We start from the raw sequence: 22,175 nt of genomic DNA on the forward strand, positions 1-22,175 counted from the left end.
GGCTGGGTGTGGAAGCGCAGTAATGCGTTAAGCTAACCAGTACTAATTGCCCGTAAGGCTTGTCCCTATAACATTGATAAGTTGTAGGCGGGAAGTGCGCATGTTGTGCGTAGTTGATACGCGATCGCTACAATAATAAATCCGAATTCTTCCAAGTTTTAGAGCCTTGCTGCCCAATCGGGAGCAATGTCTCGTACAAGTCAAAGCCTGATGACCATAGCAAATCGGTCCCACCCCTTCCCATCCCGAACAGGACCGTGAAACGATTTTGCGCCGATGATAGTGCTGCAACCAGTGTGAAAGTAGGTTATCGTCAGGCTAGTTATACAGAAGAACCCCCGTTTGGCGAAAGCCGGCGGGGGTTTTTCGCTTTTGTGCGCCGTTTTTTTTATATCCCCCACATCACGTCGTGGCCGTCCGTCATGGCGGTGCGCAGCATTTCCAGCAGCGGGTAGACGCGCGCGGCGAAGCCCACGTGCTGCTTTTCCACCAGGTCGGGACCGTCGCCGTCCAGTGCGTCGGTGTTGTGGGTGGAGTCCGGGTGGTGCTCGATGTCCATGTCCGGGTGCAGCTTGGAGAGCTCGATCTCCTTTTCCAGCGCCGCCAGCGCCGTTGGCACCTCGGCGGCCGTGATCACCCCACGCGTCGGACTCTTGTTCAACAACTCAAGAATACGCTCGGCGTGTTCCTTGTACATCATGACGGCTGGAGATGATTTGGATTTGAACGTGATCATGGCCCTATTCCCATTCTTGTTGTTCGTGATGAAAAGATAGCACGACTTGCGCGCTCGCACACTACGCTTGCACTCATCAATTCAGCTTGAACGAACTCATGAAGGTTTCAACTGCGTCCTTCACCATGTGTTTTTCCCGGCCAACAACGATAACCTGGTAAACACGTTTATCTTTGGCAACGAAATGCCCGACCATCAACACCGGCTCGCCGTTGCGCGAGCCCTTGGCTTCGATGTCGATGGTGCTTTGCTGGCGTCCGCCGGCGGACGAGCTGGCCTGCTTTTCCGACGTGACGGTGGCCTTGATGTTGCCCACCATGGTGGTTTTCATCGCGGCGAGCGCAAGCTGCGCCGCCGCGGGGTCCGGCAACTCCGCGCTGCCGACGGCGAACATGGCGCCGTCCACCTCGGCCGCCGCCATGTGCATGTTGACATTCTGGCCGCCCAGGCTGATGGCGCGGGTCTGCGTGGCCGGCTTGGCGGGGAACAGCACCGCGTACGGCGCCTCGCTGGCGCGGTAGTCGCGCCAGTCGAACTTGGGACTGCAGGCGCTGAAGACGCAAGCGGCCGCGACGGCGGTCCCTATCGTGACTAGGAATCTGATTTTCATGGTGTGATGGTAGCAGGGCGCAAGCGCGCACGCCATCCACCCTTACAGGTCCAGCAGTGCGCGGCGGTACTGGATCGCCTCTTTCACGTGCTCGCATCTGATGGCCTTGGACTGCGCCAGGTCGGCGATGGTGCGCGCCACCCGCAGCACGCGGTGGTAGGCGCGCGCCGACCAGTTGAACTTGACCATGGAGTCGCGCAGCACGGCTTGCCCCTCCTTGTCCAGCTTGCAGTGGCGGTCGATCTCGCGCGTGCCCAGGCGCTGATTGCTGGTCCCCTGCCGCGCGTGCTGGGCGGCGAAGGCCAGCGCGACGCGCGCCGCGATGTCCGGCGACGGCTCGCCGTCCGCGTCCGCATGCAACTCCTCGCTGGTCAGGGGCAGGACCGCCAGCAGCAGGTCCATGCGGTCCAGCAGCGGCCCCGAGATCCTGGCCTGGTAGCGCAGGATGGTGTCGGGCGGGCATTTGCAGCGCCCGCTGGGGTGGCCGTGATAGCCGCAGGGGCAGCCGTTCATGGCGGCGATCAGCTGGAAGCGGGCCGGGAAATCGGCCTGCCGCCGGGCCCGAGAGATGGTGACGCGGCCGGATTCCAGCGGTTCGCGCAGCACTTCCAGCACCCGGCGGTCGAATTCCGGCAGCTCGTCGAGGAACAGCACCCCGCAATGCGCCAGCGAGATCTCGCCGGGATGGGGCACGCTGCCGCCGCCGACCAGCGCGGCGCCGGACGCGGTATGGTGGGGAGCCCTGAACGGGCGCAGCTTCCACTGGCCGGCGTTGAAGCGCCCGGCCAGCGATTGCACGGCGGCCGATTCCAGCGCCTCCTCGTCGGTCATGGCCGGCAGCAGGCCGGCGAAGCGGTTGGCCAGCATGCTTTTGCCGGTGCCTGGCGGTCCGACCAGCAACACATTGTGCGCGCCTGCGGCCGCCACCTCCAGCGCGCGCTTGATGAGCGACTGTCCCTTGACGTCGGCGAAATCGGGATAGCCGGGAATCGCGGGCGCCGGCGCGGACACGTGGCGCGCCAGCGCCGCCTGGCCGTGCTGCGCGAAGTGGGCGCACACCTCGGTCAGCGAGGTGGCGGGATAGATGGCCGCGCCTTGCACCAGGGCGGCCTCGTCGGCATTGGCCCGCGGCAGGATGAAGCAGCGGCCGGCGCTGCGCGGATCGCGCTGCATGGCGAAGGTCATGGCCAGCGCGCCGCGGATGGGGCGCAGCTCGCCGGACAGCGACAGTTCGCCGGCGAACTCGTAATCGCGCAGCGGGGTGGTGGGGATCTGGCCGGAGGCGGCCAGGATGCCGAGCGCGATCGGCAGGTCGAAGCGGCCGGATTCCTTGGGCAGGTCGGCCGGCGCCAGGTTGACGGTGATGCGTTGCGCCGGCATCTCGTAGCCGCCGTTCACGATCGCCGCCCGGACCCGGTCGCGCGCCTCCTTCACTTCGGTTTCCGGCAGGCCGACGATGGCGAAGGCGGGCAGGCCGTTGGCCAGGTGCACCTCGACGCTGACTTCCGGCGCTTCCATGCCCGCCAGGGCGCGGCTGCGAACGACGGCTAGGCTCATGGCGCTTCCCGAGCTTGCGTGGACGGATTCCTAGGCTAGCAAACCGGGGCGGGGGGCGTTTTGCGGGCGCACAAAGGCCGGGCGGCGCGGCGATTTTCGCCGATTCACCGAAATGGTGCACGCGTCCGGGGAGGGGGCCAGGGAGCCGCCGGGGCGGCTGCGGGATGGCTTTTTTCGGTGCAGCACGCCGCGCCGAAAGGGGGGAACGGTTACTTCTGCTCGGCGATTTTGGCTTCCAGTTCGGCCAAACGCGTCTCCAGCGCCTCGAGCTTGGCGCGGGTCTTGGCCAGCACCTGGGTTTGCACGTCGAATTCCTCGCGCGTGACCAGGTCCAGCTTGGCGAAACCCTGGGTCATCATCGACTTCACGTTCTTTTCGATGTCCTTGGCTGGAGAATTCTCAATCGCCTGGTTGATCTTGCTCTGCATTTCGTTGAAAAAATTGTTCATGTCCATGGTGTTTCTCCGTCGGGTGTGAGAGGTGCGTCTTAAAATGCACCAATCAGGTGCGACGACGCATTAAGATGGTGCAGATTTTCCGCGATAGTCGCCGCCGTGTGCGCTAACTAACCGACAAGTTTGTGGATCGTAGCTGGCACGCATTCTGCTAAAGGACTAGGGGAACGTTTAGGCCTAGCCTGGATTTTAAACCGCAATAGCTACAAAAGTTCAAACTAAAAGGATATCGCCATGAAATACATGACCAAGAACCTGACTCTTGCAGCAGCAGTCGCCCTCGCGATGACTAGCCTGGGTGCAAGCGTAGCCCATGCGGAAGAAGCGGTACCGGAACACGCCGTCAGCTACAACGCCGCCGTCACCACGGACTACCGCTACCGCGGCATCTCGCAGACCCGCAAGCGCCCGGCGCTGCAGGCCGGCGCGGACTACGTGCACAATCCTACCGGCCTGTACGTGGGCACCTGGGCCTCCACCATCAAGTGGATCGACGACGCGGGCGGCGACAGCAGCCTGGAGATCGACCTCTACGGCGGCAAGCGCGGCGACATCGGCGAAGGCTTCACCTACGATGTGGGCGGCCTGTACTACTACTACCCGTCGAACGGCCTGAATCCAAGCGCCAACACCTTCGAACTGTACGGCGCCATCGGCTACGGCCCGGTTTCGCTGAAATACTCGCAATCGACCACCAACCTGTTCGGCTTCGCCAATTCCAAGGAAAGCGGCTACATCGACCTGTCGCTGAACCAGGAAATCAAGGATGGCTACATGCTGAACCTGCACCTCGGCCGCCAGTCCGTGCGTGACAACCCAAGCGCCAGCTACAACGACTGGAAAGTCGGCGTGACCAAGGATTACGGTGTCGTCACCGTGTCCCTCGCAGCGATCAAGGCCAGCACCGACGCCTACTTCGCCAAGGGCAAGGACCTGGCCAAGACCGGCGCCGTGCTGACCGTCTCCAAAACCTTCTGAAGCAAGAGGCCATCATGAAACTGATTACCGCCATCATCAAGCCCTTCAAGCTGGACGAAGTCCGTGAAGCGTTGTCGGCGATTAACGTGCAGGGCATCACCGTCACCGAAGTGAAGGGTTTCGGCCGCCAGAAAGGCCACACCGAGCTGTATCGCGGCGCGGAATACGTGGTTGATTTCCTGCCGAAAACCAAGATCGAAGCGGCCGTGGACGACGCCATCGTCGACCAGGCCATCGAGGCGATCGAAGGCGCCGCCCGCACCGGTAAGATCGGTGACGGCAAAATCTTCGTCTACAACCTGGAACAGGTGGTACGTATCCGCACCGGCGAAACCGGCAACGACGCACTCTAAGGGAATCTTTGAAATGAAGAAAACTATAACCAAACTGCTGGCTGGGGCCGCCGTCCTGTTTGCCTTTAGCGGCGCCCTGCCTGCCTACGCGCAAGACGCCAAGCCGGCCGACGCGCCGGCCGCTTCCGCCCCGGCCGCGGCAGCGCCCGCCGCCGAGGCACCCGCCGCCGCGCCCGCCGCCGCCGCCCCGGCTCCGGCCGCCGCCGCGGCGCCAGCCGCCGCGCCGGCCGACGCCCCGGCCGCGCCCAAGCCCGTCGCCAACAAGGGCGACACCGCCTGGATGTTCGTCGCCACGCTGCTGGTGATCCTGATGACCATCCCCGGCCTGGCCCTGTTCTACGGCGGCCTGGTCCGTTCCAAAAACATGCTGTCCGTGCTGCTGCAGGTGTTCTTCGTGTTCGCGCTGGTGATCACGCTGTGGTGCCTGTACGGCTACTCGCTGGCCTTCACCGAGGGCGGCGCGTTCTACGGCAAGTTCGACCGCCTGTTCCTGAACGGTATCTGGGATCCGGTCAACGCCACGTTCACCTCGGCCGCCACCTTCAGCAAGGGTGTCGTGATTCCCGAGTTCATCTTCGTCGCCTTCCAGGGCACCTTCGCCGCCATCACCTGCGGCCTGATCGTCGGCGCCTTCGCCGAGCGCGTGAAGTTCAGCGCCGTGCTGGCCTTCGTGGTGCTGTGGTTCACCTTCTCCTACCTGCCGGTCGCGCACATGGTCTGGTTCTGGACCGGCCCTGACGCCATCGTCGACGCCGCCGCCGCCACCACCGAGGCGGCCAAGGCCGGCTTCATCTGGCAAAAAGGCGCGCTGGACTTCGCCGGCGGCACCGTGGTGCACATCAACGCCGCCGTGGCCGGCCTGGTCGGCGCCATCATGATCGGCAAGCGCGTCGGCTACGGCCGCGAATCCATGGCGCCGCACTCCCTGACCATGACCATGGTCGGCGCCTCGCTGCTGTGGGTGGGCTGGTTCGGCTTCAACGCCGGCTCCGCGCTGGAAGCGGGCGACGTGGCCGCGCTGGCCTTCCTGAACACGCTGCTGGCGACCGCCGCCGCCACCGTGTCGTGGGTGTTCGGCGAGTGGATGGTGAAGGGCAAGCCTTCGATGCTGGGCGGCGCGTCCGGCGCGGTGGCCGGCCTGGTGGCCATCACCCCGGCGGCCGGCTATGTCGGCCCGATGGGCGGCCTGGTGATCGGCCTGCTGGCCGGCATCATCTGCCTGTGGGGCGTGAACGGCCTGAAACGCCTGATCGGCGCCGACGACTCGCTGGACGTGTTCGGCGTGCACGGCGTGGGCGGTATCCTGGGCGCGGTCCTGACCGGCGTGTTCGCTTCGCCGTCGCTGGGCGGCCAGGGCATCTTCGACTACGTCGCCAACAAGATGTCGCCGGACTACTCGATCAGCGGCCAGGTCATCACCCAGCTGACCGCGGTCGGCATCACCATCGCCTGGTCGGCCGTGGTGTCGGTGGTCGCCTACAAGCTGGTGGACATCGTCATCGGCCTGCGCGTGCCGGAAGAGGAAGAGCGCGAAGGCCTGGACATCACCAGCCATGGCGAGTCCGCGTACCACTCCTGATCCGCACTCCTGAGCGCGATTTGTCGCGCAATCAGTGAAAAGGCGCCCATTCGGGCGCCTTTTTACGTTCATAAACCTTTAAATTCCCGGTTTTGCCCCGATTTGGTGAGTTTGCACGGTAATATAAGATTGTTTTCCGCTGTTGTTAAGGAAGTAACCATGGTTCCCCACCTCGTCACGGCACTCACCGGACCGCTGCTCGACCTCGAAGAAAAGATCATCGCCGCCACGCCGGCCATCGAACGCTGGTTCCGCCTCGAGTGGCAGGAGCACACGCCGCCGTTCTATTGCTCGGTCGACCTGCGCAACGCCGGCTACAAGCTGGCCCCGGTCGACACCAACCTGTTCCCGGGCCGCTTCAACCACCTGGCCAGCGAGATGCTGCCGCTGTCCGTGCAGGCCGCCATGGCCGCCATCGACAAATACTGCCCGGACGCGCGCAACCTGCTGTTGATCCCGGAAATCCACGACCGCCACCCGACCTACCTGGACAACGTGGCGCGCCTGATGCAGATCTTCCGCCAGACCGGCCTGCACGTGCGCCTGGGCTCGCTGTCGCCGGAGATCACGCAGCCGACGCCGCTGGCGCTGCCGGACGGCAACATGCTGGTGATCGAGCCGCTGGTGCGCTCGCCCAACGGGCGCCGCCTGGGGCTGAAGGATTTCGACCCGTGCACCATCCTGCTCAACAACGACCTGTCCGCCGGCATCCCGGACATCCTGCAGAACATCCACGAGCAGAGCCTGCTGCCGCCGCTGCACGCGGGCTGGGCGCTGCGCCGCAAGAGCAACCATTTCAGCGCCTACGACGAGGTGGCCAAGAAGTTCGGCAAGCTGATCGGCGTGGACCCGTGGATGCTCAACCCCTTCCACGCCAAGTGCGGCGAGGTGGACGTGCACGGCGGCGACGGGCTGGATTGCCTGGCCACCAACGTCGACGCGCTGCTGGCCAAGATCCGCAAGAAGTACAAGGAATACGGCATCAAGGACCAGAAGCCCTTCGTCATCATCAAGCCGGACGCGGGCACCTACGGCAAGGGCATCATCTCGATCCGCGACGCGGCCGAGCTGAAGGACCTGTCGGCGGCCCAGCGCGAGCGCATGTCGGTGGTCAAGGACGGCAAGGTGGTGTCGGACCTGAACATCCAGGAGGGCGTGCCGACCTTCGAGAGCATCAAGGAATCGGTGGCCGAGCCGGTGGTCTACATGATAGACCGCTACGTGGTGGGCGGCTTCTACCGCGTGCACGCCGAGCGCGGCGTGGAGCAGAACCTGAACGCGCCGGGCGCGCAGTCGGTGCCGCTGGCGTTCGCGCAGCAGCACGCGGTGCCGGACGTCAAGGCCAAGCCGGGCACGGCGGCGCCGAACCGCTTCTACGTGTACGGCGTGGTGGCGCGGCTGGCGCTGCTGGCGGCGTCGCTGGAGATGGAGCGCACCGATCCGAATCCCGAGGTGTATTGACGGTATGGCCGCCCGCGCCGGTGCGGCGCGGCAAACTCGGCTAAAATCTGAGCATTATCTCAACCGGATGCGTCCATGAAAATTGCATTCCTCGCCGATCCACTGGCAGGCTTCAAGACCTACAAGGATTCGACTTACGCCATGATGGCCGAGGCCGCGCGCCGCGGCCACGAGATCCATGCCTTCGAACAGAAGGACATGGCGCTTTACGAGGGCGTGGTGAGCGCCAGGACCGCGCGCGTCACGCTGACCGGCGACGCCGACGACTGGTTCCGCGCCGAGCCGCAACAGGAATCGACGCTGGACGCCTTCGACGCCGTCATCCAGCGCAAGGATCCGCCGTTCGACATGGAATACGTGTACGGCACCTACCTGCTGCAACTGGCCGAGAAGCAGGGCGCGCGCGTGTTCAACCGCCCGTCCGCGATCCGCGACCACAACGAGAAGCTGTCCATCGCCCAGTTCCCGCAATTCACCGCGCCCACGCTGGTGGCATCGAGCGAGGCGCGCCTGCGCGCCTTCCAGGCCCAGCACGGCGACGTGATCCTCAAGCCGCTGGACGGCATGGGCGGCGCCGGGGTGTTCCGCGTCAAGGCCGACGGCCTGAACCTGGGCGCCATCATCGAGACGCTGACCGACAACGGCCGCCGCACCATCATGGCGCAGCGCTACATCCCGGACATCGTCAAGGGCGACAAGCGCATCCTGGTGATCGACGGCAAACCGGTGCCGTACTCGCTGGCGCGCATTCCGCAGGCCGGCGAGGTGCGCGGCAACCTGGCCGCCGGCGGCACCGGCGTGGCGCAGCCGCTGACGGCGCGCGACCTGGAAATCGCCGAAACGCTGGGCCCGGTGCTGGCGGCGCGCGGGCTGTTGCTGGTAGGATTGGACGTGATCGGCGACTACCTGACCGAGATCAACGTCACCAGCCCGACCTGCTTCCAGGAGATCACGCAGCAGACCGGCTTCCAGGTCGCGTCCATGTTCATCGACGCGGTCGAGGCCAACACGCAGTCGGCGCAGGTGTAGGCGGCCATGGTCGGCATACTGCTCATGACGCACGCGCCGCTGGGACAGGCCTTCATCGCGGCCTGCAACCACGTGTTCCGCGGCGCGACCGAAAGGCTGGAGGCGATCGACGTGGTGGCGGACCAGGACCTGGGCGAGGTCCAGCAACTGGCCAGCGAGGCCATCGCGCGCCTGGACGAGGGCGACGGCGTGCTGGTGATCACCGACATCAAGGGCGGCACGCCCGCCAACTGCTGCAACAAGCTGGCCGACGCCGGCCGGGTCGAGGTGATCGCCGGCATCAGCATGCCGATGCTGCTGCGCGCGATCACCTACCGCCGCGACACGCTGGACGTGGTGGTGGAGATGGCGCTGGCGGGCGCGCAGAGCGGCGCGGTCAGGGTGGACAACCGCATCCGGGTGGTGTGATGCCGCTGGGTTTATTAACGTAGGTCGAGACGATAAAAAATGATTCAACAAGAACTTGAGATTATCAACAAGCTTGGTCTGCACGCGCGCGCTTCCGCCAAATTCACCCAGCTGGCGGCGAAGTACAAGAGCGACGTCTGGCTGACCCGCAACGCGCGCCGCATCAACGCCAAGTCCATCATGGGCGTGATGATGCTGGCCGCCGGCAAGGGCGCCAAGGTGATGCTGGAGGCCGACGGCGCGGACGAGGGCGATTGCATCGCCGCCCTGTCGGCGCTGGTCAACGACAAGTTCGGCGAAGGCGAGTAATGCCGGATGACCGCAGCAGCCCGCCGCCCCCACCGCTCCGCATCCTGACAGGCCCGCCCATGGCATCGTTCACGCTCCACGGCATTCCCGTTTCGCGCGGCATCGCCATCGGCCGCGCGCACCTGCTGGCGCCGGCCGCGCTGGACGTCAAGCACTACCTGATCCCCGAGGAACACCTGGAGGCGGAGGTGCTGCGCCTGCAGGAGGCGCTGGCCGCCGTCCACCGCGAGCTGCAGACGCTGTGGAACGAGCTGCCCAAGGACGCGCCGACGGAACTGGGCGCCTTCATCGACGTGCACGCGCTGATCCTGTCGGACCCGCTGATCTCCGAGGCGCCGCTGGACATCATCCGCGCCCGCCACTACAACGCGGAGTGGGCGCTGCTGACCCAGATCGACGAGTTGTCGGCGCAGTTCGACGAGATCGAGGACCCCTACCTGCGCGAGCGCAAGGCCGACATCCAGCAGGTGGCCGAGCGGGTGCTGAAGGTGCTGATGGGCAGCGAGCCGCTTCCGGTGCAGGGCGAGCTCGACATCGACGACTTCCAGGCCCAGATGATCGTGGTGGCGCACGACATCTCGCCGGCCGACATGCTCAAGTTCCGCGACCGCTCCTTCATCGGCTTCATCACCGACGTCGGCGGGCAGAACTCGCACACCGCCATCGTGGCGCGCAGCCTGGACATCCCGGCGGCGGTCGGCATGTCGCAGGCCTCGATGCTGATCGAGCAGGACGACTGGGTCATCATCGACGGCGACGCCGGCGTGGTGATCGCCAATCCGAGCGTGCTGGTGCTGCAGCAGTACCGCGAGCGCCAGCTGGCGCAGCAGCGCGCCCGCAAAAAGCTCAACAAGCTGAAAAAGACCGCCGCCGTCACGCGCGACGGCACCACCATCACCCTGCTGGCCAACATCGAGCTGCCGGAGGACACGGCGGCGGCGATGGAGGCGGGCGCCAACGGCGTCGGCCTGTTCCGCTCCGAGTTCCTGTTCATGGGGCGCGACGCGCGCATCCCGTCCGAGGACGAGCAGTTCGAGCAGTACAAGAAGGCCGTGGTGGCGATGAAGGGCCGTCCGGTGACGATACGCACGCTCGACATCGGCGCCGACAAGCCGCTCGACCAGACCGAGCACACCGCGCTCAACCCCGCGCTGGGCCTGCGCGCCATCCGCTACTGCCTGGCCGAGCCGCAGATCTTCCTGAGCCAGCTGCGCGCCATCCTGCGCGCCTCCGCCTTCGGCAAGGTGCGCATCCTGATCCCGATGCTGGCGCACGCCTTCGAGATCGACCAGTCGCTGGCCATGATCGAGCAGGCCAAGGGCCAGCTGCGCGACGCCGGCGTCAAGTACGACCAGGGCGTCGAGGTGGGGGCGATGATCGAAATCCCCGCCGCCGCGCTGTCGCTGCCGATGTTCGTCAAGCGCATGAACTTCCTGTCGATCGGCACCAACGACCTGATTCAGTACACGCTGGCGATCGACCGGGTTGATTATGAGGTGGCGCACCTTTACAATCCCCTGCATCCGGCGGTGCTGCAGCTGATCGCCATGACCATCTCGGCCGGCCACAAGGCCGGCATCGACGTGGCCGTGTGCGGCGAAATGGCGGGCGACGTCAAGTTGACGCGGCTGTTGCTGGGCATGGGGCTGCGCGAGTTCTCCATGCACCCGGCGCAGCTCTTGTCGGTCAAGCAGGAGATCCTGAACAGCGACCTCGGCCTCATCATGCCGCAGACCCGCAAGATCCTGCGCGCGATGGAACCGGACGTCATCGCCGACGCCGTGCACGCGCTGCAGCAGCTGTGAGGCCGCCGCCGTGACACTTAAATAAAAAGCAAGCCTGCGGAACCCATCCTCGTGGTTCCGCATCGATTATTGGCCCGTGGGGCCGCGCAGTATTTTTTCTGACCTCCCATGCCTTCGATAGGAATCGTCTCTCCGAAAACCATGCATTTCGCGGAGCCGCTGCAGCTGCAGAGCGGCGCGCAGCTGCGCGACTATATGCTGATGTATGAAACCTATGGCACCCTGAACGCGGACAAGTCCAACGCGGTCCTGGTGTGCCATGCCCTGAACGCCTCCCACCACGTGGCCGGCGTGTACGCCGACCAGCCCAAGAACGTGGGCTGGTGGGACAACATGGTCGGCCCCGGCAAGCCGCTCGACACCGACAAGTTCTTCGTCATCGGCGTCAACAACCTGGGCTCCTGCTTCGGCTCGACGGGGCCGATGCACAACAATCCCGCCACCGGCAAGCCCTACGGCGCCGCCTTCCCCGTGGTCACGGTGGAGGACTGGGTGGCCGCGCAGGCGCGCCTGGCCGACCAGCTGGGCATCGCCCAGTTCGCCGCCGTCATGGGCGGCTCGCTGGGCGGCATGCAGGCGCTGGCCTGGTCCATCATGTATCCGGACCGGCTGCGCCACTGCGTGGTGATCGCCTCCACGCCCAAGCTGTCGGCGCAGAACATCGCCTTCAACGACGTGGCGCGCACCGCCATCCTGACCGACCCGGACTACCACGGCGGCGACTTCTACGAGCACGGCGTGGTGCCCAAGAACGGCCTGAAGGTGGCGCGCATGATCGGCCACATCACCTACCTGTCGGACGACGACATGGGCGAGAAGTTCGGCCGCAAGCTGCGCGACGCGGAAACCAACGGCGGCGGCTACAAATTCGGCTTCGGCGTCGACTTCGAGATCGAGTCCTACCTGCGCTACCAGGGCGACAAGTTCTCGTCCTATTTCGACGCCAACACCTATCTCTTGATCACCAAGGCGCTGGACTACTTCGACCCGGCCCGCCACCACGGCGGCGACCTGGCCAAGACCCTGGCCGGCACCCGCGCCCAGTTCTTCGTGGCCTCCTTCACCACCGACTGGCGCTTCTCGCCGGAGCGCAGCCGCGAAATCGTGCAGGCCTTGATTTCCAACCGGCGCGACGTCACCTACGCGGAAATCGACGCGCCCCACGGCCACGACGCCTTCCTGCTGGAGGATCCGCGCTACATGGGCATGGTGCGCGCGTACTACGAGCGGGTGTGGGACGACATCGGGGGCAAGGCCGGCGGCGTCGCCGCGGCGGACACGGTCAGCAAGGAGGCCGCATGAATTTCGAACAACTGAGCAGCGCGCGGCCGGACCTGGCCTTCATCGCGCACTGGGTGCCGGCCGGCGCCCACGTGCTGGACGTGGGCTGCGGCGACGGCGTGATGCTGGACTTCCTGCAGAGCGACAAGCGCTGCAGCGGCTACGGCATCGAGATCGCCGACGACAAGGTGCTGGAAAGCAGCAGGCGCGGCGTGCGCGTGATCCAGCAGGACATGGAAAACGGCCTGGGCCTGTTCGGCGACAACTCCTTCGACACGGTGCTGTGCCTGTCCTCGCTGCAGATGATGAAGCACGTCGAGCCGCTGCTGCGCGACATCGTCCGGGTCGGCAAGGAAGCCATCATTTCCTTCCCCAACTTCGCCTACTGGCCGCACCGGGTGGCGCTGCTGAAGGGGCGCATGCCGGTGTCCGAGACTTTGCCCTACGAATGGTACGACACGCCCAACGTCCGATGCGCTACCATCAGCGACTTCCGCGACCTCGCCGAGGAGGTGGGGCTGGAGGTGATCGAATGCGTGGCGCTGGCCGAGGGCCGCATCGTCAACGTCCTGCCCAACCTGCGCGGCGAGCTGGCCGTGTTCCGCCTGCGTAAGAAGGCGGCGCACTGACGGAAGCATGATCAACGCACCAAGGGGTTTACTATGAAATCGCTGAACATTGGCTGTGCCGCGCTGGCGCTGGTATTCAGCGCGCACGCGTCGGTGGCGCTGGCCGCGCCCGCGGCCCAGCAGGACGGCATCCCGGTCGAGGAGATGTCGCGCCTGCGCGGCATCGCCGGCGACGCCGCCCAGTTCGACCAGCAGTCGAAACAGCAGTACCTGCAATTGATGAGCGAAGCCCAGCAAAAGGGCGCGCTGCTGCCGGACAACCATCCGCAGGTGCAGCGCCTGCGCGGCATCGCGCGCCGCATCGTGCCCTACGCCACGCGCTGGAATCCGGAGGCGGCCAAGTGGGGCTGGCAGGTCAACCTGCTGAACGCGCCCACCATCAACGCCTTCTGCATGCCGGGCGGGCGCATCGCCTTCTTCAGCGGCATCCTCACCAAGCTCAATCTCACCGACGACGAGGTGGCCATGGTGATGGGCCACGAGATCGCCCACGCGCTGCGCGAGCACGCGCGCGAGCAGGCCGGCAAGACCGCCGTCACCGGTTTCCTGTCGCGCCTGGCCGGCGCCGGCGCGGCCGCCTATTTCGGCGTCGATCCGCGCATCGGCGAACTCGGTGGCAACCTGGTCACCAAGGGCGCCTCGCTGAAGTTCTCGCGCGACGACGAGCGCGAGGCCGACCTGGTCGGCATGGACCTGGCCGCCCGCGCCGGTTTCGACCCGCGCGCCGGCAAGACGCTGTGGGAAAAGATGGGCGCGGCCAGCAAGGGCGCGCCGCCGGCCTTCCTGTCCACCCACCCGGCGGGCAAGGAGCGCATCGAGCGCATGGAGAAGGCGCTGCCGCAGGTGATGCCGGTGTACGCCCGCACGCAGGGCAAGGCCATCAACGCGCTGCCGCCCTACCGCAGCGCGCCGATGCCGGCGGGCGGCGCCGGCTGACCATGCCGCGTCCGCGCGTCAGGGAGGCGGCGCCGCTGCCCATGCGCGACGGCGTCGCGCCCAGCTATCTGTGGCTGCCGGAAGGGCAATGGCCGGACATGCTGGCCTTCCTGGTGGCGTACTACCCCGCCGTCAGCGAAGCCTCCTGGCGCGAGCGCATGGCGCGCGGCGACGTGGTGGACGGCGATGGCCGTCCGCTGCAACCATCCAGCCCCTACCGGCGCGGCATGCGCATCTTCTACTACCGCGAACTGGAATTCAAGGAGACCCCCATCCCCTTCCAGGAGGAGATCCTGTTCCAGGACGAGCACATCGTGGTGGTGGACAAGCCGCACTTCCTGCCGATGATACCGACCGGCCGCTTCCTGCACGAGACGCTGCTGGTGCGGCTGAAAAAGACGCTGGGCATCGAGGAGCTCACGCCCATCCACCGGCTGGACCGGGAAACGGCCGGCGTGGTGGTGTTCTCGTCGAATATCGCCACGCGCGGGCGCTACCAGTCCATGTTCCAGCAGCGCGTGGTGCAGAAGGAGTACGAGGCGCTGGCGCCGCGCCTGCACGGGCGCGAGTTCCCCTTCACCTACCGCAGCCGCATGGTGGACGGCGACAAGTTCTTCACCATGAAGGAGGAGGCGGGCGAGCCGAATTCTGAAACGGTGATCGACGTCGCCGAGCACGGGTACGCGGGCGGCGACGCCACCCTGTACCGCCTGTGGCCCCACACGGGACGCCAGCACCAGCTGCGGCTGCACCTGGCGTCGCTCGGCATCCCCATCGTCAACGACGCCTTCTACCCGGTGGCGCTGCCCTGCAAGCAGGACGACGTGTCGCAGCCATTGAAGCTGCTGGCGCGCGCCATCAGCTTCCCCGATCCGCTGACGGACGAGATACGGCGCTTCGAAAGCCGCCGCGTCCTTTAGTACACGGCCAGGGCCAGGTTGTCCATCCACAGTCCCGTCCCGCCCGATTGCCCGACCAGCGCGACCTCGTCCTCCGGCGCGGCGAAGGCCGCCGCCGGGGGCGGACCCGCCATGGTGCCGTAGCTGAACGCCACAGTGGACGACGCGGCGGAGGCGTTGCCGGCCCGGTCCAGCACCGCGTTGGCCGCCAGCGCGATGCCGCCGGTGCCGGCGCTCCCGGCGACGGGCGTCAGCAGCGCGTACCAGCTCGAGCCGCTGCCGGACAGGGAACCGAGCGCGCCGCCGGTCACGGTGAAGTCGGCCAGCGTCAGCCCCGTCACGGTTTCGTTGAACTGAATGTAGACACTGGCGGTCTGGCCGCTGGTCAGCGTGTAGTCGCCCAGCGTCACGGAAGCCGTGGGGGCCGTCTGGTCCAGCGTGTAGTACTTGGTGCGCGTGGTGCTTTCCTCGGAGTCGGTGGCCGTGCGCGCGTAGAGGTAGGACGGGCTTCCCGCCGCCACCGTGGCGTTGTAGGTCCAGCTGTTGCCGGACACCGTGGCCGCGTTCCAGGACGTGCCGCCGTCCACCGACACCTCCACGCGCTCGCCGGCCGCCAGCGCGCCCGTGAAGGTGCCGCCGATGGTTTGCGCCGAGACGTTGGTGATGGTGTCCGTGTCGCTGCTGCCGCTGTCGATCAGCGTGATGGCGCTGTCCACGGTGGCGGTGGGGCGGATGTTGTTGTAGCTGAACGAGGCGCTGACTGCGGCCGCGCCGCTGCCGTTGCCCGCCCGGTCGGTGACCGCGCCGCCCGCCACGGTCACCGTGCCGCTGCCGGTGGCGCCGGCGTCCGGCGTCAACAGCGCGTACCAGGTGGCGCCGCTGCCGGACAGCGCGCCCAGTGTGCCGCCGGTGACGGTGATGTCGGACAGGCTCAGGTCCGTCACGCTTTCGCTGAAGCGGAAATACACGTAGGTGTTCTGGCCCGGCGTCAGCGTGGTGTCGCTGATGTCGATGTCGACGTTCGGCGCCGCCCGGTCCAGGGTGTAGTACTTGGTCTGCCGCGCGCTGTTCTCGTATTCGGTGGCGGTGCGCGCGTACACATAGCCCGGATGCCCGGTCGCGATGGCGCCGCTGTAGCTCCAGCTGTTGCCGGACACGGTGGCCTGGTTCCAGGTCGTGCCGCCGTCCAGCGACACCTGCACATGCTCGCCCGAGGCCAGCGTTCCCGTGTAGGTGCCGCTGAAGGTCTGCGCCGTGACGTTGGTGATCGCGTCGCTTCCGCTGGCGCCGCTGTCGATCAGCGCGATGGCGCTGTCCACGGTGGCGGTGGGGCGGATGTTGTCGTAGCTGAACGTGGCGGCGACCGCGCCGGCGGCGCTGCTGTTGCCCGCCGTGTCCTTGACCGCGCCGCCGGCCAGCGTGATGGAACCACTGCCCGCCGCGCCGCTGGCGGGCGTGAGCAGCGCGTACCAGGTGTTGCCGCTGCCGGACAGCGCGCCCAGCGTGCCGCCGGTGACGGTGATGTCCGACAAGGCCAGGTCCGTGACCGTTTCGTCGAAGCGGAAATACACATAGGTGGTCTGGCCCGGCGTCAGGGCGTTGTCGTTCAGCGTGACGGTGACGGTGGGCGCGGTCTGGTCCAGCGTGAAGTACTTGGTCTTGGCCGCGCTGTTTTCCTGGTCGGTGGCGGTGCGCGCCTGGACATAGCCCGGCCCGCCCGCCGCGACCGCGCCACTGTAGCTCCAGGTGTTGCCCGACACGGTGGCCGTGTTCCAGCTGCGGCCCGCGTCCAGCGACACTTCCACGCGCTCGCCGCTGGCCAGGGCGCCGCTGTAGGTGCCGCTGAAGGTTTGCGCGCCCGCGTTGGTGATGGCGTCCGAGGCGCTGGAGCCGGTGTCGGTCAGCGCGATGGCGCTGTCCACGGTGGCGGTGGGGCGGACGTTGTTGTAGCTGAACGCGGCGCCGACCCCGCCGGCGCCGCTGCTGTTGCCGGCCTTGTCGGCGACGGCGCCGCCGGCCAGCGTCACCGTGCCGGCGCCGGCCGCGCCGCTGGTGGGTGTCAGCAAGGCGGACCAGCTGGAGCCGCTGCCGGACAGCGCGCCCAGCGTGCCGCCGGTGACGGTGATGTCGTCCAGCGTGAAGCCGGTGACGGCCTCGTTGAAGTGGAAAGACACGTAGGTGGTCTGGCCCGGCGTGAGGGTGCTGTCGTTGAAGGTCACCGACGCCGTCGGCGCCGTCAGGTCCAGCGTGTAGGACTTGTACTGCGCGGTGCTGTGGCCATAGGCCGTGGCGGTGCGCGCGTAGACGTAGTCCTCGTTGTCCGCCGCGATGGTCCCGCTGTAGCTCCAGGTGTTGCCGGACACGGTGGCGATGTTCCAGCTGTGGCTACCGTCGATCGAGACCTCCACATGCTCGCCATCGGCCAGCGTGCCGGTGAACGTGCCGCTGATGGTCTGCGCCGTCGCGTTGGTGATGGCGTCGGTGGCGCTGCTCCCGCTGTCGGTGATGGCGATGGCGTTGTCCACGCTGGCGGTGGGGGTGATGTTGTTGTAGCTGAACGAGGCGCCGATGGCGTTGGCCGACGTGCCGTTGCCGGCCGTGTCGGCGGCCGCGTTGCCGGCCAGCGTCACCGTGCCGGTGCCGGCGGCGCCGGCGGTGGGCGTCAGCAAGGCGTACCAGTTGGCGCCGCCGCCATTGAGGGCGCCCAGCGTGCCGCCGGTGACGCTGATGTCGTCCAGCGTCAGGCCGCTGACGGTTTCGTTGAAGCGGAAGTAGACGTAGGTGGTCTGGCCCGGCGTGAGCGCGGCGTTGTCCACGGTGACGGTGCCGGTGGGGCCGGTCTGGTCCAGCGTGAAGCTCTTGCTCACCCGCGTGCTGTCGTCGGTGGCGGTGGCCGTGCGCGCGTACACGTAGCCGGGGCCCCCGGCGGCGATGGCGCCGCTGTAGGTCCAGGCGTTGCCGGACACGGTGGCCTGGTTCCAGGTGGTGCCGCCGTCCAGCGAGACTTCCACGTTTTCACCCGCGGCCAGCGTGCCGGAGTAGGTGCCGCTGAAGGTCTGCGCGGCGACGTTGGTGATGTTGTCGGTGGCGCTGCCGCCGCTGTCGACGAGCGCGATGGCGCTGTTCACCGTGGCGCCGGTGTTCACGGCGGTGGACGTGGACGAGAACGTGGCGGCGCTGGCCGTGTTGGCGTTGCCGGCGGTGTCGGCGACGGCCGCCGCCGCCAGCTCGATGCTGCCGCTGTCGCTGCGGGACGCCAGCGTCGCCTGCCAGTTGGCGCCGCTGCCCGTCAGGTTGCTGAGGGTGCCGCCGGTGACGGTGAAGTCCGACAGCTCCAGCCCCGTGACCGCTTCGTTGAAGCGGAAGTACACCGTCGCGCTCTGTCCCGAAGCGACCGTGGAGCCGCTGAAGGTGATGGCGGCGGCCGGGGCGAACTGGTCCAGCGTGTAGGACTTGCTCTGCCGGGTGCTGTTTTCATAATCGGTGGCGGTGCGCGCGTAGATGTAGCCCGGATGGCCGGCGGCGATGGCGCCGCTGTAGCTCCACGCGTTGCCGGTCACCGCGGCCTGGTTCCAGGTGGTGCCGCCGTCCAGCGATACCTCGACCCGTTCACCGGTGGCCAGCGTGCCGGAGTAAGTGCCGCTGAAGGTTTGCGCGCCCGCGTTGGTGATGGCGTCCGAGGCGCTGGAGCCGGTGTCGGTCAACGCGATGGCGCTGTCCACGGTGGCGGTGGGGCGGATGTTGTTGTAGCTGAACGTGGCGCCGACCGCGCCGGCGCCGCTGACGTTGCCGGCCCGGTCCAGGACCGCGCCGCCGGCCAGCGTCACCGTGCCGGCGCCGGCCGCGCCGCTGTCCGGCGTCAGCGTGGCGGACCAGCTGCTGCCGCTGCCGGACAGCGCGCTCAGCGTGCCGCCGGTGACCGTGATGTCCGACAAGGCCAGGTCGGTGACGGCCTCGTTGAAGCGGAAGTAGACGGTGGTGGTCTGGCCCGGCGTCAGCGAGCCGTCGTTCAGCGTGACGGTGGCGGTGGGCGCCGTCTGGTCCAGCGTGAAGGACTTGGTTTTGACCGTGCTGTTTTCGTAGCCGGTCGAGGTTCGGGCCGAGACATAACCCGCGCCGTTGGCGGCGACGGCGCCGCTGTAGGTCCAGCTGTTGCCGGACACGGTGGCCTGGTTCCAGCTGGTGCCGCCGTCCAGCGATACCTCGACCCGTTCGCCGGTGGCCAGGGTGCCGGAGAAGGTGCCGCCGAAGGTCTGCGCGGCGGCGTTGGTGATGTTGTCGGTGCCGCTGCTTCCGCTGTCGGTGAGCGTGATGGCGCTGTCGACGGTGGCGGTGGGACGGTGGTTGTTGTAGCTGAAGGTGGCGCTGGCCGCGCCGGCCGTGCCGCTGTTGCCGGCGGTGTCGGTGACGGCGTTCGCCGCCAGCGTGACCGAGCCGGCGCCCGCGCTGCCGCTGGTGGGCGTCAGCGTGGCGTACCAACTGGTGCCGCCGCCGTTGAGCGCGCCCAGCGTGGCGCCGGTGACGGTGACGTCGTCCAGCGTCAGGCCGGTGACGGCCTCGCTGAAAGTGAAATACACATAGGTGGTCTGGCCCGGCGTCAGCGCGGTGTTGTCCAGCGTGACGGTGGCGGTGGGGGCGGTCTGGTCCAGCGTGAAGTAATTGTATTGCGCCGTGCTGTGCCCGTAGTCCGTGCCGGTGCGCGCGTACACATAGCTGGCGTGGCCGGGCGCGATGGCGCCGCTGTAGGTCCAGGCGTTGCCGTTGACGGTGGCCGCGCCCCAGGTGTGGCCGTCGTCCAGCGAGACTTCGACCCGTTCGCCGGTGGCGAGGGTGCCAGAGTAGGTGCCGCTGAAGGTCTGGGCCGAGACGTTGGTGATGCGGTCCGTGCCGCTGGCGCCGGTGTCGATCAGCGTGATGCCGCTGTCCACGGTGGCGGAGGGGCGGATGTTGTCGTAGGTGAACGTGGCGGCCACCGCGTTCGCCGCGCCGCTGTTGCCGGCCGTGTCGGCCACGGCGCCGGCGGCCAGCGTGATCGTTCCCGCGCCCGCCGCGCCCAGGGTCGGCGTCAGCTGCGCGTACCAGCTGGAGCCGCCGCCGTTGAGCGTGCCCAGCGTGCCGCCGGTGACGGTGATGTCGTCCAGCGTCAGGCCGTTCACCGCCTCGTTGAAGCGGAAGTAGACATAGGTGGTTTGGCCCGGCGTCAGGGCGCTGTTGTCCAGCGTGACCGTGGCGGTGGGGACGGTCTGGTCCAGCGTGTAGGACTTGTATTGCAGCGCGCTGTTCTCGGACGCGGTGGCGGTGCGCGCGTACACATAGCCGGAATTGGCGGTGATGGCGGCGCTGTAGGTCCAGGCGCTGCCGGTAACGGTGGCCGCGTTCCAGGTGTAGCCGTCGTCCAGCGAGACCTCGACCCGTTCGCCGGCGGCCAGCGTGCCGGAATAGGTGCCGCTGAAGGTCTGGGCCGCGACGTTGGTGACGCGGTCCGTGGCGCTCGTGCCGGTGTCGATCAGCGTGATGGCGCCGTCCACGGTGGCGGTGGGGCGCACGTTGTTGTAGCCGATGGCCGCGCTGGCGCCGGCGGTGCTCGCGTTCCCCGCCCGGTCCATCACCGCGTTGGCCGCCAGCGTCACCGTGCCCGCGCCCGCGCCGCCGCTGGTGGGCGTGAACAGCGCGTACCAGTTGGCGCCGCCGCCGCCCAGCGCGCCCAGCGTGCCGCCGGCGACGGTGATGTCGTCCAGCGTCAGGCCCGTGACGGCCTCGTTGAAGTTGAAGTAGGCGTAGGCGGTCTGGCCGGGCGTCAAGTTCTCGTTGCCGAAGCTGACGGTGGCGGTGGGCGCGGCCTGGTCCAGCGTGTAGTAGCGGTATTGCGCGGTGCCGTGCGACTCCGCCGTGGCGGTGCGCGCGTACACATAGCCGGGCGCGCCGGCGGCGACGGCGCCGCTGTGGCTCCAGGCGTTGCCGGACACGCTGGCCTGGTTCCAGCTGGTGCCGCCGTCCAGCGACACCTCGACCCATTCGCCGCTGGCCAGCGTGCCGGTGTATGTGCCGCCGAACGTCTGGGCCGCGACGTTGGTGATCCCGTCCGTGCCGCTCGTGCCGCTGTCGACGATCGTGATGGCGCTGTCTATCGTCGCCACGCCGGGCGTGTTGTTGTAGGTGAAGGAGGCGCTGGCGGACGCGCCGCCGTTGCCCGCCGTGTCGGTGACGGCGTCGGCGGCCAGCACGATGCTGCCGCTGCCCGGCGCGCCGCTGTCCGGCGTCAAGGTCGCGGTCCAGTAGTTGCCGCCGCCCGAGAGGCCGGAGAGCACGCCGCCGGTGACCGTGAAGTCCGACAGGGCCAGGCCCGACACCGCCTCGCCGAACTGGAAGTAGACGGTGGTGCTCTGGCCCGGCGCTATCGTGCCGCGCTCCAGCGTGATGGTGGCGGCGGGCGCCGCCGCGTCGTAGGTGTAGGCCTGGCTCTGGGAGGCGGAGTGGTTGCCCGAGGCGTCGCTGACGCGGGCCACCAGCACGCCGCCGGCGGCGATGGTGGCGCTGTATTGCCAGGTGTTGGCGGAGGCCAGCGCGGTGTGCCAGGTGGCGCCGTTGTCCAGCGAGACCTCCACGAACTCGCCGCCGGCCAGCGTGCCGCTGTACGTGCCGCTGAACGTTTGCGCCGCCACGTTGGTGACGTGGTCGCTGGCGCTGTCGCCGCTGTCGACCATGGCGATGGCGCCGCCGACGGCGGCCGACACCGTGCCGGCCGCCGTCGTGGTGAGCGCCAGCTTGAGCGTGTCCTTGATTCCAGCGTGGTTGTTGCCGTACAGGTCTTGCAGCACGCCTGCGGCCATCGTCACGCTGTAGCCGTGGTTGGGCAGCAGATCCGCCAGCGGCTTGATGGTGACGGTGTTGCCGCTGATGGTCACCTGCGCGCCGTCGGCGACGCTGATGGTGCGCGTGTCGGTGGCGCCCACGATGCGGGTTTTCAGCGTGCCGTCGTACGCCATGTAGGTCTGCGTGGCGCCGTCGCTGATGACGATGTTGCCGACGCCGGCGGCGATGGCTTCACTGAAGACGAGGACGATGTCGCCACCAGGGCTGATGGCGCCGGAGGTGGACGAGGACAGGGTGGGAGGGGTCTGGTCGGCGGTTGGCATGATGGCGGAAAAAC

The 22,175-nt window shown here is 67.5% G+C and carries 17 protein-coding genes and 1 rRNA gene; 13 read left to right on the forward strand and 5 right to left on the reverse strand.

The window, feature by feature from the left end; all coding sequences use genetic code 11:
- Positions 1 to 206: 206 nt before the first annotated feature.
- Positions 207 to 319, forward strand: a 5S ribosomal RNA gene (gene rrf / locus BM436_RS00010).
- 69 nt (positions 320 to 388) lie between these two features.
- Here the strand turns inward: rrf and BM436_RS00015 are convergent.
- From BM436_RS00015 to BM436_RS00030, 4 genes are all read right to left on the reverse strand, one after another.
- Positions 389 to 736: a DUF1840 domain-containing protein gene (locus BM436_RS00015; protein WP_093552118.1), complete on the reverse strand. Its 348-nt coding sequence runs from the start codon at positions 734 to 736 to the stop codon at positions 389 to 391.
- Positions 737 to 812: 76 nt separating this feature from the next.
- Entirely contained in the window at positions 813 to 1,346 is a 534-nt protein-coding gene (locus BM436_RS00020) for a hypothetical protein (RefSeq protein ID WP_093552120.1), read from the reverse strand.
- Between the two features lie 42 nt (positions 1,347 to 1,388).
- Positions 1,389 to 2,903, reverse strand: coding sequence for a YifB family Mg chelatase-like AAA ATPase (locus tag BM436_RS00025; RefSeq protein ID WP_093552124.1), 1,515 nt, complete (start codon positions 2,901 to 2,903; stop codon positions 1,389 to 1,391).
- 209 nt (positions 2,904 to 3,112) lie between these two features.
- Positions 3,113 to 3,358, reverse strand: coding sequence for an accessory factor UbiK family protein (locus BM436_RS00030; protein ID WP_093552127.1), 246 nt, complete (start codon positions 3,356 to 3,358; stop codon positions 3,113 to 3,115).
- Positions 3,359 to 3,592: 234 nt separating this feature from the next.
- Here BM436_RS00030 and BM436_RS00035 point away from each other — a divergent pair, with 234 nt between their 5' ends.
- The 12 genes from BM436_RS00035 (at position 3,593) to BM436_RS00090 (ending at position 15,046) form a co-directional block, all read left to right on the forward strand.
- On the forward strand, positions 3,593 to 4,336 hold the full coding sequence (locus tag BM436_RS00035) for a TorF family putative porin (RefSeq protein WP_093552132.1): 744 nt from the start codon (positions 3,593 to 3,595) through the stop codon (positions 4,334 to 4,336).
- Positions 4,337 to 4,350: 14 nt separating this feature from the next.
- Positions 4,351 to 4,689: a P-II family nitrogen regulator gene (locus BM436_RS00040; RefSeq protein ID WP_093552137.1), complete on the forward strand. Its 339-nt coding sequence runs from the start codon at positions 4,351 to 4,353 to the stop codon at positions 4,687 to 4,689.
- A 13-nt stretch (positions 4,690 to 4,702) separates the two neighbouring features.
- Positions 4,703 to 6,268 (forward strand): ammonium transporter, encoded by a 1,566-nt coding sequence (locus tag BM436_RS00045; RefSeq protein ID WP_093552139.1) that lies wholly within the window; start codon positions 4,703 to 4,705, stop codon positions 6,266 to 6,268.
- A 159-nt stretch (positions 6,269 to 6,427) separates the two neighbouring features.
- On the forward strand, positions 6,428 to 7,729 hold the full coding sequence (gene gshA, locus BM436_RS00050) for a glutamate--cysteine ligase (protein WP_093552140.1): 1,302 nt from the start codon (positions 6,428 to 6,430) through the stop codon (positions 7,727 to 7,729).
- Between the two features lie 75 nt (positions 7,730 to 7,804).
- Entirely contained in the window at positions 7,805 to 8,758 is a 954-nt protein-coding gene (gene gshB, locus BM436_RS00055) for a glutathione synthase (RefSeq protein WP_093552142.1), read from the forward strand.
- 6 nt (positions 8,759 to 8,764) lie between these two features.
- Positions 8,765 to 9,166 carry a PTS sugar transporter subunit IIA gene (locus BM436_RS00060; RefSeq protein ID WP_093552144.1) on the forward strand — a complete coding sequence of 134 codons (402 nt, stop codon included), beginning with the start codon at positions 8,765 to 8,767 and terminating at the stop codon, positions 9,164 to 9,166.
- Positions 9,167 to 9,205: 39 nt separating this feature from the next.
- Positions 9,206 to 9,475 carry an HPr family phosphocarrier protein gene (locus BM436_RS00065; RefSeq protein WP_093552146.1) on the forward strand — a complete coding sequence of 90 codons (270 nt, stop codon included), beginning with the start codon at positions 9,206 to 9,208 and terminating at the stop codon, positions 9,473 to 9,475.
- A 59-nt stretch (positions 9,476 to 9,534) separates the two neighbouring features.
- On the forward strand, positions 9,535 to 11,280 hold the full coding sequence (gene ptsP, locus BM436_RS00070) for a phosphoenolpyruvate--protein phosphotransferase (protein WP_093552952.1): 1,746 nt from the start codon (positions 9,535 to 9,537) through the stop codon (positions 11,278 to 11,280).
- A gap of 108 nt (positions 11,281 to 11,388) precedes the next feature.
- The gene (metX, locus tag BM436_RS00075) at positions 11,389 to 12,582 is read left to right on the forward strand and encodes a homoserine O-succinyltransferase MetX (RefSeq protein ID WP_093552148.1); all 1,194 of its coding nucleotides are present in this window, start codon (positions 11,389 to 11,391) and stop codon (positions 12,580 to 12,582) included.
- A complete protein-coding gene (gene metW / locus BM436_RS00080) occupies positions 12,579 to 13,190 on the forward strand; it encodes a methionine biosynthesis protein MetW (RefSeq protein ID WP_093552150.1) in 612 nt (203 codons plus the stop codon). Before metX ends, metW begins: the two co-directional genes overlap by 4 nt.
- Before the next feature lie 33 nt (positions 13,191 to 13,223).
- Positions 13,224 to 14,126, forward strand: a complete 903-nt coding sequence (locus BM436_RS00085; protein WP_093552152.1) for a M48 family metallopeptidase — start codon at positions 13,224 to 13,226, stop codon at positions 14,124 to 14,126.
- Between the two features lie 2 nt (positions 14,127 to 14,128).
- The gene (locus tag BM436_RS00090; protein ID WP_093552153.1) at positions 14,129 to 15,046 is read left to right on the forward strand and encodes a pseudouridine synthase; all 918 of its coding nucleotides are present in this window, start codon (positions 14,129 to 14,131) and stop codon (positions 15,044 to 15,046) included.
- Here the strand turns inward: BM436_RS00090 and BM436_RS38425 are convergent.
- Positions 15,043 to 22,161, reverse strand: a complete 7,119-nt coding sequence (locus tag BM436_RS38425) for an Ig-like domain-containing protein (RefSeq protein ID WP_093552155.1) — start codon at positions 22,159 to 22,161, stop codon at positions 15,043 to 15,045. The two genes, BM436_RS00090 and BM436_RS38425, sit on opposite strands and share 4 nt — an antisense overlap.
- Positions 22,162 to 22,175 lie beyond the last annotated feature (14 nt).

The organism is Pseudoduganella namucuonensis (assembly GCF_900116645.1).
Taxonomy (GTDB): Bacteria; Pseudomonadota; Gammaproteobacteria; order Burkholderiales; family Burkholderiaceae_D; genus Rugamonas; species Rugamonas namucuonensis.

Coding starts and splice junctions, on each gene's coding strand:
- BM436_RS38425 (WP_093552155.1), bottom strand. CDS start 22,161: ATGCCAACCGCCGACCAGACCCCTCCCACCCTGTCCTCGTCCACCTCC.
- gshA (WP_093552140.1), top strand. CDS start 6,428: ATGGTTCCCCACCTCGTCACGGCACTCACCGGACCGCTGCTCGACCTC.
- BM436_RS00045 (WP_093552139.1), top strand. CDS start 4,703: ATGAAGAAAACTATAACCAAACTGCTGGCTGGGGCCGCCGTCCTGTTT.
- BM436_RS00020 (WP_093552120.1), bottom strand. CDS start 1,346: ATGAAAATCAGATTCCTAGTCACGATAGGGACCGCCGTCGCGGCCGCT.
- BM436_RS00040 (WP_093552137.1), top strand. CDS start 4,351: ATGAAACTGATTACCGCCATCATCAAGCCCTTCAAGCTGGACGAAGTC.
- gshB (WP_093552142.1), top strand. CDS start 7,805: ATGAAAATTGCATTCCTCGCCGATCCACTGGCAGGCTTCAAGACCTAC.
- metX (WP_093552148.1), top strand. CDS start 11,389: ATGCCTTCGATAGGAATCGTCTCTCCGAAAACCATGCATTTCGCGGAG.
- BM436_RS00015 (WP_093552118.1), bottom strand. CDS start 736: ATGATCACGTTCAAATCCAAATCATCTCCAGCCGTCATGATGTACAAG.
- ptsP (WP_093552952.1), top strand. CDS start 9,535: ATGGCATCGTTCACGCTCCACGGCATTCCCGTTTCGCGCGGCATCGCC.
- BM436_RS00035 (WP_093552132.1), top strand. CDS start 3,593: ATGAAATACATGACCAAGAACCTGACTCTTGCAGCAGCAGTCGCCCTC.
- BM436_RS00085 (WP_093552152.1), top strand. CDS start 13,224: ATGAAATCGCTGAACATTGGCTGTGCCGCGCTGGCGCTGGTATTCAGC.
- metW (WP_093552150.1), top strand. CDS start 12,579: ATGAATTTCGAACAACTGAGCAGCGCGCGGCCGGACCTGGCCTTCATC.
- BM436_RS00090 (WP_093552153.1), top strand. CDS start 14,129: ATGCCGCGTCCGCGCGTCAGGGAGGCGGCGCCGCTGCCCATGCGCGAC.
- BM436_RS00025 (WP_093552124.1), bottom strand. CDS start 2,903: ATGAGCCTAGCCGTCGTTCGCAGCCGCGCCCTGGCGGGCATGGAAGCG.
- BM436_RS00060 (WP_093552144.1), top strand. CDS start 8,765: ATGGTCGGCATACTGCTCATGACGCACGCGCCGCTGGGACAGGCCTTC.
- BM436_RS00030 (WP_093552127.1), bottom strand. CDS start 3,358: ATGGACATGAACAATTTTTTCAACGAAATGCAGAGCAAGATCAACCAG.
- BM436_RS00065 (WP_093552146.1), top strand. CDS start 9,206: ATGATTCAACAAGAACTTGAGATTATCAACAAGCTTGGTCTGCACGCG.